This is a genomic window from Nostoc sp. 'Lobaria pulmonaria (5183) cyanobiont' (assembly GCF_002949795.1).
Classification (GTDB): domain Bacteria; phylum Cyanobacteriota; class Cyanobacteriia; order Cyanobacteriales; family Nostocaceae; genus Nostoc.
On record NZ_CP026692.1, the window covers coordinates 3,804,101 to 3,820,335 of the forward strand.

At 40.9% G+C, this 16,235-nt stretch carries 18 protein-coding genes and 1 pseudogene; 6 read left to right on the forward strand and 13 right to left on the reverse strand.

Annotated elements, in window-relative coordinates; genetic code table 11:
* Window positions 1–5 precede the first annotated feature (5 nt).
* Complete coding sequence (gene coaE, locus NLP_RS16655; RefSeq protein WP_104907369.1) at window positions 6–602, forward strand: dephospho-CoA kinase; 597 nt, start codon at window positions 6–8, stop codon at window positions 600–602.
* Window positions 603–1,117: 515 nt separating this feature from the next.
* Entirely contained in the window at window positions 1,118–1,423 is a 306-nt protein-coding gene (locus NLP_RS16660) for a hypothetical protein (protein WP_234016963.1), read from the forward strand.
* A gap of 515 nt (window positions 1,424–1,938) precedes the next feature.
* On the opposite strand, the gene NLP_RS16665 is transcribed toward NLP_RS16660, so the two are convergent.
* The gene (locus NLP_RS16665) at window positions 1,939–2,304 is read right to left on the reverse strand and encodes a DOPA 4,5-dioxygenase family protein (RefSeq protein ID WP_104907371.1); all 366 of its coding nucleotides are present in this window, start codon (window positions 2,302–2,304) and stop codon (window positions 1,939–1,941) included.
* A gap of 58 nt (window positions 2,305–2,362) precedes the next feature.
* Window positions 2,363–2,608, reverse strand: a pseudogene (locus NLP_RS16670) (ketopantoate reductase C-terminal domain-containing protein); the annotation flags it as partial.
* Window positions 2,609–2,837: 229 nt separating this feature from the next.
* Between NLP_RS16670 and NLP_RS16675 the strand changes: the two are divergent.
* Complete coding sequence (locus tag NLP_RS16675; RefSeq protein WP_104907372.1) at window positions 2,838–3,239, forward strand: fasciclin domain-containing protein; 402 nt, start codon at window positions 2,838–2,840, stop codon at window positions 3,237–3,239.
* Window positions 3,240–3,441: 202 nt separating this feature from the next.
* On the forward strand, window positions 3,442–3,771 hold the full coding sequence (locus NLP_RS16680; protein ID WP_104907373.1) for a hypothetical protein: 330 nt from the start codon (window positions 3,442–3,444) through the stop codon (window positions 3,769–3,771).
* Between the two features lie 40 nt (window positions 3,772–3,811).
* On the opposite strand, the gene NLP_RS16685 is transcribed toward NLP_RS16680, so the two are convergent.
* The 6 genes from NLP_RS16685 to NLP_RS16710 form a co-directional block, all read right to left on the reverse strand.
* On the reverse strand, window positions 3,812–4,378 hold the full coding sequence (locus tag NLP_RS16685; protein WP_442946625.1) for a GNAT family N-acetyltransferase: 567 nt from the start codon (window positions 4,376–4,378) through the stop codon (window positions 3,812–3,814).
* Window positions 4,357–5,712, reverse strand: a complete 1,356-nt coding sequence (locus NLP_RS16690) for a UDP-N-acetylmuramoyl-tripeptide--D-alanyl-D-alanine ligase (protein ID WP_104907374.1) — start codon at window positions 5,710–5,712, stop codon at window positions 4,357–4,359. The genes NLP_RS16685 and NLP_RS16690 overlap by 22 nt, the downstream gene beginning before the upstream one ends.
* 148 nt (window positions 5,713–5,860) lie before the next feature.
* Window positions 5,861–6,307 carry a tellurite resistance TerB family protein gene (locus NLP_RS16695; RefSeq protein WP_104907375.1) on the reverse strand — a complete coding sequence of 149 codons (447 nt, stop codon included), beginning with the start codon at window positions 6,305–6,307 and terminating at the stop codon, window positions 5,861–5,863.
* A gap of 176 nt (window positions 6,308–6,483) precedes the next feature.
* Complete coding sequence (locus tag NLP_RS34220) at window positions 6,484–6,621, reverse strand: hypothetical protein (protein ID WP_190240853.1); 138 nt, start codon at window positions 6,619–6,621, stop codon at window positions 6,484–6,486.
* Between the two features lie 568 nt (window positions 6,622–7,189).
* Window positions 7,190–8,110, reverse strand: coding sequence for a histone deacetylase family protein (locus NLP_RS16700; RefSeq protein WP_104907376.1), 921 nt, complete (start codon window positions 8,108–8,110; stop codon window positions 7,190–7,192).
* Between the two features lie 235 nt (window positions 8,111–8,345).
* Window positions 8,346–10,982 carry an EAL domain-containing protein gene (locus NLP_RS16710; RefSeq protein ID WP_104907377.1) on the reverse strand — a complete coding sequence of 879 codons (2,637 nt, stop codon included), beginning with the start codon at window positions 10,980–10,982 and terminating at the stop codon, window positions 8,346–8,348.
* Window positions 10,983–11,852: 870 nt separating this feature from the next.
* On the opposite strand from NLP_RS16710, the gene NLP_RS16715 reads away from it, so the two are divergent.
* A complete protein-coding gene (locus NLP_RS16715; protein WP_104907378.1) occupies window positions 11,853–13,208 on the forward strand; it encodes a GTP-binding protein in 1,356 nt (451 codons plus the stop codon).
* A gap of 284 nt (window positions 13,209–13,492) precedes the next feature.
* Here NLP_RS16715 and NLP_RS16720 read toward each other — a convergent pair whose 3' ends face one another.
* Window positions 13,493–13,672 (reverse strand): hypothetical protein, encoded by a 180-nt coding sequence (locus tag NLP_RS16720; RefSeq protein WP_104907379.1) that lies wholly within the window; start codon window positions 13,670–13,672, stop codon window positions 13,493–13,495.
* A gap of 103 nt (window positions 13,673–13,775) precedes the next feature.
* On the opposite strand from NLP_RS16720, the gene NLP_RS16725 reads away from it, so the two are divergent.
* Window positions 13,776–14,036: a Calvin cycle protein CP12 gene (locus tag NLP_RS16725; protein WP_104907380.1), complete on the forward strand. Its 261-nt coding sequence runs from the start codon at window positions 13,776–13,778 to the stop codon at window positions 14,034–14,036.
* On the opposite strand, the gene NLP_RS16730 is transcribed toward NLP_RS16725, so the two are convergent.
* From NLP_RS16730 to NLP_RS16745, 4 genes are all read right to left on the reverse strand, one after another.
* The gene (locus tag NLP_RS16730; RefSeq protein ID WP_104907381.1) at window positions 14,033–14,851 is read right to left on the reverse strand and encodes a TlyA family RNA methyltransferase; all 819 of its coding nucleotides are present in this window, start codon (window positions 14,849–14,851) and stop codon (window positions 14,033–14,035) included. The two genes, NLP_RS16725 and NLP_RS16730, sit on opposite strands and share 4 nt — an antisense overlap.
* Window positions 14,852–15,286, reverse strand: a complete 435-nt coding sequence (locus NLP_RS16735; RefSeq protein ID WP_104909900.1) for a DUF29 family protein — start codon at window positions 15,284–15,286, stop codon at window positions 14,852–14,854. It abuts the gene before it with no gap.
* Between the two features lie 136 nt (window positions 15,287–15,422).
* Window positions 15,423–15,758: a XisI protein gene (locus NLP_RS16740; protein ID WP_104907382.1), complete on the reverse strand. Its 336-nt coding sequence runs from the start codon at window positions 15,756–15,758 to the stop codon at window positions 15,423–15,425.
* On the reverse strand, window positions 15,746–16,165 hold the full coding sequence (locus NLP_RS16745; RefSeq protein ID WP_104907383.1) for an element excision factor XisH family protein: 420 nt from the start codon (window positions 16,163–16,165) through the stop codon (window positions 15,746–15,748). The genes NLP_RS16740 and NLP_RS16745 overlap by 13 nt, the downstream gene beginning before the upstream one ends.
* Window positions 16,166–16,235: the final 70 nt, after the last annotated feature.

Below are 16,235 nucleotides of genomic sequence, written 5' to 3' on the forward strand. Positions count from 1 at the left end.
GACAAATGACAAAACGTATAATCGGTTTAACCGGAGGTATTGCCACAGGCAAAACCACTGTCACCAATTATTTAGCTAGCACTTATAACCTGCCGATTTTGGATGCAGATATTTATGCTAGAGAGGCAGTATCTTTAGGTTCGCCGATTCTGGGTGCGATCGCTCAACGTTATGGTGAACAAATTTTACTACCAGATAGCAGCCTCAACCGTCAAAAGCTAGGTGAAATTATCTTTAATCGCCAAGATGAACGCAACTGGATAGACAATTTGATTCATCCTGATGTGCGCGATCGCTTTCTCAAAGCAATTGCTCAGTCTTCCTCACAAACACTGGTGTTAGTAGTGCCTCTATTATTTGAAGCGGGAATGACTGATTTGGTAACTGAAATCTGGGTAGTGCGTTGTTCCCAAGAGCAACAACTACAAAGATTGATACAACGAAACCATTTAAATAGAAAACAGGCACGTGCCAGGATTAATAGCCAATTATCTATCGAAGAAAAAGTGGCTCATGCAGATGTTGTTTTAGATAACTCCTTCACCCTAGAAGTATTACTAGAGCACGTAGATGTAGCCCTAAAAACTACTAGTAAGGACTAGATGCTATTTATCTTAAAAAAGATACATAGATGACATTCTCAAGACATAAAAGCTTTATAAATTTTTGGAGATGTCTAGTTAAGTAAAAAAATGTGACATCTAACCTATTATTGTCCAATAATTCGGTGATTTTACAGTTGAAGCTGCAATTGATAGTACTGTAAATTTAAATGGTTGCTGGACAAAAGATATCATTGAGTAAATTCAAACATTAATTCAAACATTAATTCAAACATTAATAACTAAAGATTAAGATTGAAGAAAAAATAATTTCAAATCATTGATATTCTTTTAAAATTATTATTTAAGTACCTTTTCAACGAACTGCTTAATTAGACATTGGGTGATAAATTGCCTTTACTAGCTGTCAATGTGGTTAATTACTAACTAGATTGTCCACCTGTTCAATTCTGGATTGGTGATTGAAAGAGATTTAGATTCACCTAGAGTCCAGAACTCTTTGTTATAGATTTCTTCTTTGGGAGAACTCACTTATGTCTTTGATGAGGACAGGTATGAACTTAAGTTTTAGTTTTTTAAATAAATTAGCTGTGGTTATCTCTCCAGTAGCAGAATTAAAACAAAAGAAGAAAATCCATGATTACAGACAACAAGTTTGTGGAGGCGACTACATATTTGAGCGCCTCAATGAAGGAACAATCGGGTACATGACTGGAGTAGGGAAACGCGTTAAAGCCTGCGATCGCATTATTTTACGAGAAGGTTGTGAATCTTATCAATATCAAGTTGAAGAAATTGATTACTACTCCGCTCCATCTGATATGTGGACAGCTTTACTCAAGCAAATACCGAATGACTAAATATTAAAGTCAATCAGTTGCTTCAATTATAGAGTTCAATAAAGTTCAGAATGAGCAACAAAATCCCGATGTAGAGACGCTATTTATCGCGTCTTTAAAGACCAATTATCTACACGATTCTCCTTCTCTTACTAGATAATAGTAGAAGTAAGGTACATCATAGTCTGCTCCTCGCTTGTTACAGGTTTTTGCAGATACATGAGGTACACCCCTCCCCAACCCTCTTCTTACCAAGGGGAGGATGCACGATAGCGCGGGTGGGATATTTTTATACCTCACCGAGTTGAAATCTGCTGTATGAAGGGAGTAAAGTTTTTATACCTCACTCAACCGAGAACAGCTAATTTTGTGATGTTGGTAGCTAGCGTAGTTCTAACTTTTCTACTTTGCTCTCCTGATACAATTATCCTCTGATTAAGGGGGAACTGAGTAGCAACTTCTTTTTGATCGATTACATTTCTCAGAAGATTAGTTTTGACTATTGTGCCGCTTGGATGTTGCCACGTTGACTTTTCTTAATTGGATAAAGTCGGACTGAGCTGTCGAAGAAACTCAATATTCAAATCTAGCTTTTCTCCTAACCATAGCGAATGAACTGCGTGGTCTGTCACAGCATCGCCTGTCTCAGGGTGGACGAGGATATCCAATCCGTCACGATTGAGCATTAACCAGGGAACGACTTTATCAAACTGATTCGGTAAGAAAGCAACTTGATACATTGCTTTTGGGTGGGGGCCGATGGGCTTGTCAAACCAGCGTCCGAGTTGCACGTCAAACCTAGCGCCTAATCCTTCGCGTACACGCGCAGCTACATCCCGACTCTCAGGATCGAAGTAAACATGAGCATGAAAACCGGCGATCTCGATAGTATCTTCTTTCATAGATCCACTTTTCGCTCTCAACTTTGATTTTGGGTAGCAGACTTTTTCTTTCGTCTTAGTCAATTTTCATGCTAGGGCGGTAAGGTGTCATTTTGACAGTATAATCGAGCATTGTTTGAATGAAGCGATCGCTGATCGTCCGCCCATAACTTTTTGCCCCCGCCGCTACTTCATACATCAACTGTTCAACTAACTTGCTAGTGTACTCATGCGCCATTAATTCATCTGTTCTAGGGTTGAGAATCACAGAAAGCCCATTGTACGGGATATTCCACACCAGCTTTTTCCAACGTGCTAGTAGTAAATGCGCCATAGAATCCACCTAATGCTCCAGTTCCCAGAATGGCATACGTGCGATCGGACATTTTTTCTATAACGGAATTTTCCTAGAAACATCATAAGGTGATGTCTGACGGGAGTACGCGTCTAGGTGTAGTTTATTCAACGCCTGATTTTAAATTTATTTTGTTTAATAAAACTTAAAATAGGTTTATTATCCTTTAAAATCTTTTGCAGAGATTTAGGTAAGATATATGGCTGATATTGTTGATATTGCAGTTACGGCTGAGTCGTTTAAAACACTGGTGGCAGCTGTACAGGCTGCTGGTTTAGTAGAAACATTAAAAAGTCCTGGGCCGTTCACTGTTTTTGCACCAAATGACGATGCTTTTGCCAAGTTACCAGCGGGAACTATCCAAACTCTGTTACAAAACATTCCCCAGCTAACGCGTATTCTAAAGTATCATGTCGTTCCAGGAAAGCTACTAAAAACTGATTTGGCACAACTCGGTACGGTTAATTCTGTAGAAGGTTCACCCATTAAAATTGATTCTTCTAATGGTTTTGAAGTTAAAAATGCCACAGTTTTAGCAGCAGATATTGAAGCTGACAATGGTGTGGTACACGTTATTGATACAGTGATTTTACCAGGTTAATTCAGCTAGGGTGGGTGTTTTCCACCCTACTTATCCAAAATCTTTATAATTAACTAACTATTGAGTAGTATCAAAATGCGACTCAATATTTTAATTTATGTTATGTTTGCAATGTGATTACTCACTCATCTGTTAATGTAAATTTAGTTATTTTAAAATAAATTAAGTTCCTAAAAAGCTAACATCTATCCCAAGAAAATTAATGCTCGATTTTAACACCTTAGTAGAGTTCTCTCGTGGTAACTGTATAGGTATTTGTGCGTTTCTTGTACCAGCAAACTTGATTGTCACAATTTTAACGATGAGCCTAGTAGCCTTACGTCGCCCATCGTATCAAGTGTGGCAATCTGCTGGAATTGCTGGCTTTTTCGCTTCTGTAATGATATTGCACGTATATACTTGGTTCATGATTGGCGTGGTGATGGCTCCTACTTATATCTTGCTGTGGCTAGCAATCACCTGTTTGGTGGCTAATTTGGCAGCAATTCTTTTTCAAAGACGCTACAGTAACAGTCCTAGTCTTTCCAACTGAAGTTTATCGGGCGTCTATAAGTGATATTTTCCGAAAACGATCATTTGACGCCTCTCCATTCATGCTCAAGAATGGCATAGAGCCAAGAGTCTCGCCATTCTCCCTTAATCCAATGGTGTTCTCGCAAATATCCTTCTTGTTGCATTCCAATTTTTTGCATAACTCGTGCTGAGGCAATGTTTTCTGGATGACAATTCGCAAAGATGCGATGTAAGTCTAACTGCTGAAAACCAAAGGATACAACTGCTTTTACAGCTTCAGGTGCATATCCTTGTCCCCAAAATTCCTGAGTTAAACAGTATCCAATAGAGCCTATTTTATTATCAGTATCCTGAATGGATATGCGACAGATACCAATCAATTGCTTTCGGGGTTTTAAAGTTACTGCTAAGGCAAAATGTTGATGATGTTCTTCCCCTTGCAATGAAATCTCTGTTTGCAAAAAGTTTTTGGTATCTTCTTCGCTATTCGCACCAAAGGTTAAATAACGCACAACTTTAGGATCGCTAGCGTATTTATGAACTGCTGGCCAATCTGATTTTACAAAGTCTCGCAGTATGAGACGTTGGGTTTCTAGTGGTAGATTCACTTGGGAAATTCTGCACATAACTGATTGACTACCCGATCCAGTCCTACAGAATGGGCGGCTTTGAACAATAAACGATCGCCTGTTTGCACAAATGTCTTCAACCTAGCCACCAATTCGGCATGAGTTGCAAAACACTCCGATGGGATACCCTCGGCACTAAGAATGATCGCTTCGGCATCTTGTCCATCTACCAAAACCAACAAGCCGTCTAAATTCAACTTTTGCACCGTTTCTCCCACTCGCTGGTGCAACTGTTGCGATCGCTCTCCCAATTCTTTCATTGCACCCAATACAGCAATTTTCCGCTTTCCGGGTGTATCTGCCAATAATTGCAACGCTGCAATCATAGCTTCTGGTGCAGCATTATAAGTTTCATCTAAGATTACCACATCACTGGGTAAGGTAAATCGCTGCGATCGCCCTGCGGGCATATCCACCATTACACCTGCTTTTAAGGATGCCCAATCGATCCCTAAAACCTTTGCCACCGCTAAAGCTGCCAAGAAATTAGTCGCATTATGACGACCAGGTAGAGGTAGAGGTAGTTGGATTCCTGCTACTTTTACAGTCTCGTTATCAATTAACTGCCCTTGAATATCCCCACCAGAAAAGCCGTAAGTTAAAACTTCTCCGTGCCAAACTTTTGCTGCTGTAGCCATTAATAGGGGATTGTCGTGGTTGAGAATTGCCACACTATTAGCAGACATTTCGACTAACAACTCACATTTTGCCTCAGCAATCGCTTCTTCCGAACCTAGTAACTCAATATGCGCTGTCCCCACATTGGTAATCACTCCAATTGTTGGCCGCGCTATTTGCGTCAGTTCAGCAATTTGTCCCCTACCCCGCATCGCCATTTCAATCACGGCGTAGTCATTTTCGGCGCCAAGTTCTAGGAGAGTTTTCGGAACACCGATTTCGTTGTTGTAATTTCCATAAGTTTTGTGAACTCGTCCCTTTGTACCTAAAACTGCGGCGATCAATTCTTTGGTTGTAGTTTTACCCACGGAACCTGTTACACCAATTACAGGAATATTAAAGCGATCGCGCCACCATCTTCCAAGTTTTTGATATGCCTTAAGAGTATCTTTTACCTGTAATACAGGGAATCCTGGATTTTCGTATTCAAAATCTACGATTGCAGCTATTGCACCCTTTGCGATCGCAGTTGGCACGAATTCATGTCCATCAAACTTATCGCCTCGGAAAGCGACAAATATTTCACCTGGCTTCAAGGTACGGCTATCTGTTTGGATACCGCTAGTTACTTGTGTTAAAGCAGTTTCAGATAAGTTTACACAGTGGGCCAAAATAACTTCAGCCAGTTGGGTTAGGGTGACAGAACAAAGCATAAGCAATTTATAATTTAAAGTTCAAAATCATAAAAGCAAAAAATAGTGGCAAAGAAGCTTAACTTCCGTGCCACGCCTTATTTATAAGCTACTTATACAGTTTAATCAAGTAAAGGACAATGGGCATAACAAGTTATGTTCGATCGCCCTATGCACGATTTTTAATCAAGATTACTTGCACAATTTGTATTGCTATCTCTCTAGAAACCCCTAAAGCTTGATATAAATCATTTAAGAAGTTTTTTTCTTCTTCAGGTATAATACCTTCAGCTAGGACAAAATTGGTGGCTACTGCAAAGGCTGTTTCCCGCAAGTCTTGAGATAAAGAATCTTTTGCTGCATTAAACAAAGCATTAAAGTCATCACCTTGGAGAATGCCCAAAATTTTTTCAAACAGCCTGTTCATCATTTCATTGGGATAACTTTTAAAAAGTTTCATCCGAGATAGCACAGAAATGATAGAATTTGCTTGCTCAACAGAAAGATAACCGTCTGAAGCCGTTGCCGTCAATATAATGACAGCAAAAGCTTCCGCTGGACTGAGTGCTGCTTGGGCTTGGCTTTCTGTGCCCAACACAGCGTCGAATAGACCCATTGTAGTAGCTCCTTGGTTAGAGTCCCAATAGCGTTATAGTTACCTGTATGTTTGGTAGATTTACAGGAAAGACTGTGATGCTTGAGACTTTCATCCTTTAGTGTTCCCAGGATTTATTCACGGTGAACACTTGTATCCAATGGTTTTTGGCAGGAACTACATTGCCATCTATAAACTTAGCGTTCTCCTGTTTTTTCTATTGTCTCAATTACCGCCAAACCTATACCAGAAGCTGCCATTAACAGTACTACTGATATCAAATAGGCGTTGGTCAGCATTCGTAAAGCTTCATCGAAAAAAATATAGGTGGTCATTGCTTCACCTTTTGAACTTTGTGCTGCTAGTGCTTTTTATTTCTCCACACCCTGATAGGTGAATTTCGTTGAGAAATTGCTAGCAATTGCATCTTAACAAAACTTTAGCTCTTTCAGAACACCATTCAAACTTTTTATTTCTGAAGATTTGATGAATTTTAGAAAGCCTTTGTCAAAAAAACTACTTACTTTTAGTTTAGTTCGCAAGTTGTGTCACCCTAAATTTACGTAAAGATAGTTGTTAAATATGTCAGCTAACTCACAAATAATTCTGAGAATAAATATCTACAAATTGCCTATTTTTGCCAACTATATTGTAAATATTGTAAATATAGAAGAAGATTCCCAGTTTCTCAAATAAATTGGAAATCTGAGCTACAAATCAAATAGGATTACTACGATCTCAGTGGATATACGAAAGTTATTCAATTAGGAATTCCGAGGTTTCACTTAAAAAAAGGGCGTTGCAGAACAGTGGAATAAATTGGAACAAGCTCTTGAATCTGAGGGGGAATTTTAGAAGTCCCCAAATCATCACGCTTTCTCTGCAAGGCCAAAAAAGAAATGCTTAAAATAAACAGCGTTCAATTGTCGCTACAACTGATTGAGAAAGAGAATCAAAATCGTAACCACCTTCTAAGCCAAACAGAATTTTACGAGTTACCCCTAGACAATAATCAGTAAATAAAGCGTAGTCTTCTGGCTGCAAATTAATACTTGCCAAAGGATCTGCGGCATTGCCATCATAACCAGCACTCACAATCAGTAAATCCGCTTGAAAGTTAACTAAAAATGGTACTACCTGTTTTTCAAATAGTGGCTGATATATGGCAATATCACTACCAGGGCGTACTGGTAAATTTAATACATTATTGTGAAAGCCGCGTTCTGTCGATCTTCCCGTACCGGGATAGCATGGATACTGATGTAGGGAACAATAGGCGATGCGTGCTTCTGTTTCAACGATCGCCTGAGTACCATTACCATGATGCACATCCCAATCGAGGATGGCGACGCGGTTAATTCCAGGTTGTTCTAGAGCAAATAAAGCGGCGATCGCGGCATTAGAAAATAGACAAAAGCCCATCCCTGCATCACTTTCAGCATGGTGTCCTGGAGGACGCGCTAGTACAAAAGCTGGATTATCCGACCCTAATACAACCTCAACTCCATCTAACCATGCACTGACTGCCAATAATGCCACATCATAACTGCGCGGGGAAACTGGCGTATCTCCATCCAAAGGGCCGCCGCCACTAAAGGCGATTTGCCACAGTTTTTTGATGTAGGCTGGGCTATGTGTTCTAACCAACGAAGACATCAGTGATGGCTGTTCTGATGCTGGTGTGGGCGATCTCCAGCTAATTTTATCTGCGAATGTAGCTGCTTTTAAGGCATTTGCGATCGCACTTAAACGTTCTGGTTTTTCGGGATGGTATTTTCCAGTCTTGTGATCTAAAAATTCGTCGGAATAAATGACTGGTAGCATAGGACGAAAAAGGTCGGCAGCAGGACAATGAATTTTATTGTATCCTCACTGGTACAAACAGTTTTCCCTTGTACTAGTACAGCACGGCGGAAATAAACATACCCCTTCGGGTTCGGCAGTTCCTCATGGGGGGAACCCCAAGACCGGACTGCCTTACCATTTCAAATGGTGTAAAAGCCCGAAATACAATTCTTTTGACTTTTGACTTTTGACTTTTGACTTCCGCCTTGCGGTACTAGATCGTTGCTCGTTTACTTTCGAGAACTTCTGTTGCTTTCTGTTCAGAAAGTGGGCGGTAGAATAAAAAGCCTTGTACCTCCTCGCAGTTAATAGATTTCAAGAATTCCAATTCCTCTTCCTTCTCTACCCCTTCGGCTGTTAACTTTAATCCCAAGCTGTGTCCCAAGGTTACTATCGCCTGGATAATATGAGCTACTTTGGCATCCTGCGTCAAATATTGAATGAAAGATTTATCTATTTTCAGATTGTGGAGTGGCAAAAGCTGTAGGCGTGAGAGCGAGGAATGACCCGTACCAAAGTCATCAATGGAGATGTAAACACCCATCTGCTGTAGCTCCTCTAACACCTTTGTGGTAAAATTCAAGTCCTCAATCGCTGTGGTTTCCATAATTTCTAGTTCTAAAAAGCGCGGTTCCAGACCTGTTTGTTCTAAAACCTTGGCTATAGTCTCTACCAATTTGGGTTGGCGGAACTGCTTTAGAGAAAGATTAACAGCGATCATAATCGGTGGGAATCCAGCATCTTGCCATGCTTTATTTTGGCTACAGGCCGTCTGTAGAGTCCATTCGCCGATGGGGACAATTAATCCACTTTCTTCGACCAGGGGAATAAACACACTGGGGGCGACCAATCCCATCTCTGGGTGCTGCCAACGCAACAGAGCCTCCATACTAGTAATTTTTCCGGTGGCAATGTTCACACGAGGCTGATAGTACAGCGTAAATTCATTGCGTTCTAGGGCATAGCGCAAGCTCTTTTCTAAAGTCAGGAGTTCAGGATTTTTAGCACTCAGGGAAACACTATAGAATTGGTAGTTATTCCGCCCTTTGTCTTTAGCGTAGTATAAAGCGGCATCTGCGTGCTGGATTAGTGTTTCGGCGTCAGGACTATTGTTATCAAGTAAGGCAATACCGAGGCTGGCAGTCACATAAAGTTCATGTTCTTGGAGATGAAAAGCATCCTCTAAGGCTTGTAAGATTCTTTGCGCCACCAAAGTTACCTCTTCAATATCATTGACTCGTGGGAGTAAAATAGTAAATTCATCGCCTCCCCAACGGGCTACAGTGTCTCCGCCTCTGAGTGAGTCTTTTAATCTTTGAGAGACACTTTGTAACAATTGGTCTCCCAGAGTGTGCCCCAAAGTATCATTAATCACCTTAAAGCGATCCAAATCGAGGAAGATCACAGCTAAACTTTCGCCATTTCGAGTGGCGTTGGGCAGAGTTTTACTGAGCAGCTCATTAAATAGTAGGCGATTGGGCAACCCTGTCAGCAAGTCATGGAGGGCTTGATAGCGAATCTTTTCTTCTACTTGTTGACGCTGCCGCGCACCAATGATACTAGCCGCCATCGTTAAAAGAGTAGATTCTTCGTGCTTTGACCAATGACGCTCAAAGGTGCAGTCTGCCAAGCCAAGATATCCCCAGAAATCATTATCCAAGCGAAGAGGCACTAAGAGAAGAGATTGAATGCCATCTCGAATTAGGAATTCTTGTTCGGCGGCAGGAAATTTTTGGGTAATTCCGCTAATCGACTGGCCGCTAGAGAGAACTGTGTACCAACGGGCTAATCCAGGAGCTTGATAAGGCTGATTCTGCCAATGGTTGCGGGTAGATTCAATACAAGATTGTGTCCATTCAAACTTGAGGCTGACTGCTATTTCCTCTGTAACAGGATGGGGATGGTTCTGAAAGAGATAGGCACGATCTGCCTTGGCAGCTTCGCCCAGTACAGCGAGAGCTCGATCGATACCAGTTTCGTAATTCATTTCTCCTAGCAAATAATTGGCAGCTTCTGCAACTGCTTGTAACAAGCGATCGCGCTGGCGCAGTTCGGCTGTAGCTTGCTTTTGCTCTGTAATATCCCTAATAATAAAAGTTCTAATTAAATCACTTTCAGGAAGATAGAGAACGGATTGTTCAAAAACTTCTGTGCCTACTTCCACCTCCCGCACAAAAGAATTTTTTTCTAGATTGTTAATTCCAATCAAGAGTCCCGTTAAGATCGGGTGTTCTGTCCCAACTTCCCTAATATTGGGAAACTTGATACCTGCGGCTGGATTGAGATAAGTAATTCTTCCTTCGAGATCCATTTCAATAATTGGATTGGGAATGAGTTCAGGAAAGGATGCTAGGCGAGCTAGGGCGGACTCACTAGCTGCTTCAAAGCTGGGATCGATGGCTAAGGTTTGAAAAGGATTGGCAGGACTGGCTTGCTCTGATAAGAAACCAGATAAGTCTTCAACATCAAAAGATTCAGAAAATGCTTGTTCTGAAATATTGGAAATAGCATAATATTTAGCCTGAGCTTTATTACTGCCAAAAGCAATGATATCTCCATGCCTAAGATTATGAGAAAAGCATTTATTACCATTTACAAATAAGCCATTAGTACTGCCTTTACCCTTATAATTGCCATCAATAATCTGGAAGCCGTATTGGTCAGTTTCTGGAACAGTTACTCGCAATAAAATTGCATGTTGCATTGATACTGACCGGGAAGCCAAGACAATAGTGTTTGCAGGATGCCGCCCCAGAGAATAAGTAGTCTCTCGTAAGGGGACAGTTCGCCGCCCTTCCAGGTCTTGGATGACCAACAGATGGCGTATTTTTTCCCGCTCATTTCCTCGCATGGCTGTTCCTCAATTTCTCATATAATTAATATTTATGTCTTAGTCTAAAAAAGACTGCTCCTATAAGTCCAGAATTTCAGGCTGCACTTATGGTAAAATTTGCTCAATCAAAGTTCTCAACCATCTGCGTAGGCCTAGCCCGCCGCAGGCATCGCAAAATTGGTATAAGGGTGTAAACCAGCTTTTACCTTCATAATTGACCGCAAGCACTCTTCTTTTTATGGAATGAGTTGGCTAATTGTTCAATCAGTTTTTTTAATAGAAATTTTGTTGTTTTCTCTATTCATACATAAGTTATAAACTTTGTTCCTTTGTCTATATCATCTAACCTTGTCTTTCTTAGGATACCCAGATCAACAATTCAAAATTAAAATTTCAAAATTGTACTTACAGAGAAGCAAGTTAGCCGTAGCGTCACGTAAAGCCTGCGGCATAGCTACCCTTAGGGCGCAGCCTCTTGTAGAGAAGAGAGTTACATGAGGGAATTTTAACCCTGACTAAAACTGAACAAAGTCCGAGCCAATCTGTCTTTGAGCTAAGTATAGATGTTGGCGTTAGCCTCTCTCTTTAGGAGCTAGTTATCCATTGGTCACATCTTTACTTAAAATTTATAAAACACCTAATCTCCAACCTCATAAAGTTAAAGACTTTTTATGTTCTATATATAGGGTATTAGTTCAACTTAGGGATAATAGAGAGGTATGTTTAACTTTTCCTTCCCCTGATAATGGGGTTAAGAAAGTAAGCATTAGTTAAGCATGGTTAATGAGTACTAATTGATACCTATTATTTACGATCAAATGCTGAAAGTAAGTGTTTTAAGCATTGGATGAGCATTTTAGAGAGAGTGAAGGCTGAAGTGTTGATATTATGTCGGTTTATCGTAATCTGCAAGAAACTCACTTAAATCGTGCCCGCGCCAGTCTCAGACAAGCGCTTTCTTGGTATGGATATCTTCGCAAGTCAGGACAGCTTTCATCTAACCCAGAATTGGTAGGTTTGGTAAAACCAGAATTGGAAGCTTTAAATGCCACACTCAATAAGCTAGATTCAAACGTCATTAGAATAGCTGTCTTTGGTTTGGTGAGTCGAGGAAAGTCAGCAGTTTTAAATGCCTTACTGGGAGACAAAATTCTGCAAACGGGGCCGTTAAATGGTGTCACCCAATGGCCGCGTTCTGTGCGGTGGCAGCCCGGTGGTAAGGTACTAGTAGAGTTAATTGATACGCCCGGATTAGACGAAATTGCGGGTGAGTCACGGGCGGATATGGCACGAGAAGTAGTACATCAGGCAGATTTGATTTTGTTTGTCGTCTCTGGTGATATCACGCGTACTGAGTATCAAGCACTGCTGGAATTGCGAAAATCACAAAAACCCCTAATTTTAGTGTTTAACAAGATAGATTTATACCCAGATACCGATCGCGGAGTGATTTACCAAAATTTGCAACAACTGGGTGCTGGGAATCCCCAAGCAAAGCCTCTACTCCCGGATGAAATTGTGATGGTGGCGGCGGAACCAGCAGCAATGGAAGTGCGGGTTGAGTGGCCTGATGGGCGTGTCAGTTATGAATGGGAAACACCACCACCGCAAGTAGACGAACTCAAAGAGACAATTCTGAATATTCTCAATCGGGAAGGGCGATCGCTTCTGGCTTTAAATGCACTGATCCAAGCACGGGATGCAGAAGCCGCCATCGCTCAAAAAACTATCGATTTACGCGAAAAAGAAGCCGAAGAAATTATTTGGCAATTTACCAAATACAAAGCTTTGGCAGTAATGCTCAATCCCATCGCCTTCTTAGATATCCTTGGCGGAACTGTTGCTGATTTAGCTTTAATTCGCGCTCTCGCTAGATTGTATGGTTTGCCGATGACTAGCTATGAAGCCGGGAAAATTTTAAAAACGATTTTATTTAGTTCTGGTGGCTTGCTACTGGGAGAATTAGGTAGTAGTTTTCTTTTGGGTTTAGGTAAAAGTACGGCTGCAATAACTAGTGGTGACAATCCCAGCAATATTACTGCTTTTGCTGGCAGTGCGATCGCTCAAGCTGGTATTGCCGGTTATGGCGCATATTCCGTTGGCAAAGCCGCCCAAGTCTATCTCGAAAAAGGCTGCACTTGGGGACAATTGGGCGCTAGCAGTGTCATTCAAGAAATTCTCTCTCAAGTTGACCAAAACACAATTATGTATCGTCTGCGACAAGAGTTAGGTATAAAATATTAAGATTTTTGAGTTGTGTTCCGAAAAGTTTCTGTTGACTCAAATTAACAGGAAGTAAAAACTACCGTATCAAGCTCGCTGACACGGCAGTTATAAAATAGTCGAAGTTAGTGAGCCTAGACTATGCCTTTAGCTTTGCCTTGCTGCTTAGAGACAGTACAACCTGATAAATTGGGTAGTTAGTTGTACAGATGAGTAGTGCTTTAGAGAGTTTTGAGTTACTACAGACATAAATGTTGAGAATAAACAAGAATTATTTCGTCTTTATTACCGTTTATAAGTGTTTATCAACTTCTATCAACCTCTTCTGACAATTGACTGACATTGCCAATTTGGGATGCAAGATTGAGAACATGACCATCTCTACTAGCGATCGCAACTAGTAGAATTCCTTTACCTTTTTGAATCAAAGATGACAAGAGGGTAATCCCACTCAATTTTGCTAAAAAGATGGCGGTGTTTACCACTACCTCTTGTGGGAAGCCTATCTAAACTAGAAATGTGAGCTTTCTGAGGTCATTAAAAGCTCACAGTTAAAATCTATCTCTGTAAACTAAAGGTGAAAGTATCATGACAACTAGCCTAAACTCATTTGAAAATGCTGGGACGGCAAATCTTGAAGAAGCCATTACTAGTGCCATTACTGAAGCCCGTACAACTTGTGAGCAAGATGGCAGTAATTCTGCCGATTGTGCCGTAGCCTGGGACATTGTAGAAGAGTTGCAAGCTGAGAAAGCTGATCAACAACAAGCAAAACAAAAGAAAACCTCTCTAGAAAATTACTGCGATACCCATCCAGGTTCCGTAGAATGTCTCATCTACGACGTTTAACTTTTCCGTAAATCAGTTGTTGCTGATTGCGTTATTTGCCTAACTGCCTCTAAATTAGGTGGTGGTATTTCACTTTCCATTCCCAACCACAAAAGATATTCGATATTCCCAGCCGGGCCAGTGATCGGCGACCAAGTTAAGCCTTTGTATTTCCACCCTAATTCGTGGGCGGCTTGCAACACCTGGAAAATGGCATCAGCTTGGTCGTTTGGATCTCGTACAACACCTTTTTTACCCACACGGGATCTGCCGACTTCAAACTGTGGCTTAACTAACAACACAGCTTCTCGGTTAGCTTGAGTTAGTTGCCACAAAGCAGGCAGAATCTTAGTTAAAGAAATAAACGATACATCAACTACCGCCAAATCAGGAATCGGGTCATTTTCACCATATAATTCATCTGGTCGTAGTTGTCGTAAATTGGTGCGTTCCCGCAAAATCACCCGCGAATCATTTCGCAACCGCCAGTCAACTTGTCCGTAACCGACATCAATACCGTAAACTTGTTTTGCTCCAGCTTGCAAAAGACAATCAGTAAAACCACCAGTAGAAATCCCACCATCTAAACAAATGCGCTCGGCTACGGGAATCGTAAATACTGACAAAGCTTTGGAGAGTTTTTCACCGCCTCTAGAAACAAAAGGCGATCGCTCTTTAATATTTATTTGAGCTGCAATATCTACTTCTGTTCCAGGTTTATCAACTAACTGCTGATTAACAGTAACTTCCCCCGCCTGAATTAACCGTTGTGCTAAGGCGCGAGAAGAACATAAATTTAACTCTACTAATAGTGTGTCGAGTCGCTGTTTCGCCAATTAACTAGACTCTCCTGGTAAGATTAAAGCCAAAGCACGATTGATAATTTCTTCTCGGTTAATCAGCTTTTCTAATTCTTGGGCTTCATAACGACCTTCTTCTACTTCTAGAGAAGCCTCATCAATGGCATTTAAATAGGCTTCTGCTAAGATTTCTAACAATTCTTCTGGCGCGAGATAATAGCCTCCAGCATTACGCCGCTTATTTTCCCGCTGAATTTCCCGAACTGAATTCCGAATTAAGACTTCCCAAGAGCGAGTCGTGCGGTTTTCAGCTTGTTGTTTAATCAGATGCAACAGCAAAATCACTGCATAGCTACGAATCGTCTTGATTATGTCATTTCGGCTCATTTCTGTTAATTCTTCAACTATAATCAATGCCCCTTGAACATCGCCCTTAACAAGTAAGTCTTTCAGGGTTAATAATTCTTCCATCATCAGCGCCTCAAACATCGGCAACTTCTATTGTGGCTGATGACGGTTCTGGTTCAGATAACATAAGCTAATGCGTTTAATCTAGCGATCGCTACTTAAATGTATTATTCTTTTGGAATACACGACATCAAAATAATTAAGATACAGCAAAATCCGTGTATTGCCGTAGTTCAGCAGGATGGAAACCCAAGACAATATCTTTGTGCAAAATACCCGCTTCTAATAATGCCTCTGCTACTGGCTGGGAAGTACCATCATATTGAATCCACACTTTATCATTAATAATATCTATATGTACCACCGAACCATGTACGCGGCGCACTCCATCCCAGCCAATGTGTAACACTTCGTAATGGTCTCGCTCCGAGTCAATGACTGCTTCTGTCTCTATTTGACCGTTAGCAGGCTTGTGACTAGCATAGTCAAATATCAACTGACGAATAATTTCACGATACCGAGCTAGCTTATCCATCTAATAATCCTTTCTAGTTGCTCGTCAAAGACAATTAGGTTTATTCCTATACTATTAAGAATTAGCTGACCAAAGCGTTCGGAAAATATACCTTCGTAAACCCGCTTGGGAACTGCTAAATAAAGTTGGCGTTTTGGTTGTAGTTCTTTAAGGACGCTACGATAAACTTCATACTGTCCTACAGCTTCCTGGAGGTCATTCACGGGAGAAGGACTCAGAAAACTTTTGATTTCAACAGCTATTTTTTGATCGTCTCTCTCAGCAGCAATGGTAACTCTTTCTGCTCCAATATCTACGTAAAGTTCTCTACCCCCGTATGCCAGGTATAAGGGATCGTTGGTTATTGTCCAACCATCTGCGATAAGTGCTTTAATGACTGCGGTGTGGTAGATGTCTCTGGGTGGCATTAGTTGAAAGATAGCTCCAAAAACACAGCTTTAATCTAGCAAAGTTATTTTACAGAGTTATGATTTTGCC

Bases quoted from the DNA above. Each gene is read 5' to 3' on its own strand.
- NLP_RS16690 (WP_104907374.1), bottom strand. From the start codon at position 5,712: ATGCTTTGTTCTGTCACCCTAACCCAACTGGCTGAAGTTATTTTGGCC.
- NLP_RS34220 (WP_190240853.1), bottom strand. From the start codon at position 6,621: ATGACCACCTATATTTTTTTCGATGAAGCTTTACGAATGCTGACCAAC.
- coaE (WP_104907369.1), top strand. From the start codon at position 6: ATGACAAAACGTATAATCGGTTTAACCGGAGGTATTGCCACAGGCAAA.
- NLP_RS16740 (WP_104907382.1), bottom strand. From the start codon at position 15,758: ATGGATAAGCTAGCTCGGTATCGTGAAATTATTCGTCAGTTGATATTT.
- NLP_RS16685 (WP_442946625.1), bottom strand. From the start codon at position 4,378: ATGTGCAGAATTTCCCAAGTGAATCTACCACTAGAAACCCAACGTCTC.
- NLP_RS16700 (WP_104907376.1), bottom strand. From the start codon at position 8,110: ATGCTACCAGTCATTTATTCCGACGAATTTTTAGATCACAAGACTGGA.
- NLP_RS16660 (WP_234016963.1), top strand. From the start codon at position 1,118: ATGAACTTAAGTTTTAGTTTTTTAAATAAATTAGCTGTGGTTATCTCT.
- NLP_RS16745 (WP_104907383.1), bottom strand. From the start codon at position 16,165: ATGCCACCCAGAGACATCTACCACACCGCAGTCATTAAAGCACTTATC.
- NLP_RS16715 (WP_104907378.1), top strand. From the start codon at position 11,853: ATGTCGGTTTATCGTAATCTGCAAGAAACTCACTTAAATCGTGCCCGC.
- NLP_RS16680 (WP_104907373.1), top strand. From the start codon at position 3,442: ATGCTCGATTTTAACACCTTAGTAGAGTTCTCTCGTGGTAACTGTATA.
- NLP_RS16695 (WP_104907375.1), bottom strand. From the start codon at position 6,307: ATGGGTCTATTCGACGCTGTGTTGGGCACAGAAAGCCAAGCCCAAGCA.
- NLP_RS16665 (WP_104907371.1), bottom strand. From the start codon at position 2,304: ATGAAAGAAGATACTATCGAGATCGCCGGTTTTCATGCTCATGTTTAC.
- NLP_RS16675 (WP_104907372.1), top strand. From the start codon at position 2,838: ATGGCTGATATTGTTGATATTGCAGTTACGGCTGAGTCGTTTAAAACA.
- NLP_RS16735 (WP_104909900.1), bottom strand. From the start codon at position 15,286: ATGGAAGAATTATTAACCCTGAAAGACTTACTTGTTAAGGGCGATGTT.
- NLP_RS16710 (WP_104907377.1), bottom strand. From the start codon at position 10,982: ATGCGAGGAAATGAGCGGGAAAAAATACGCCATCTGTTGGTCATCCAA.
- NLP_RS16725 (WP_104907380.1), top strand. From the start codon at position 13,776: ATGACAACTAGCCTAAACTCATTTGAAAATGCTGGGACGGCAAATCTT.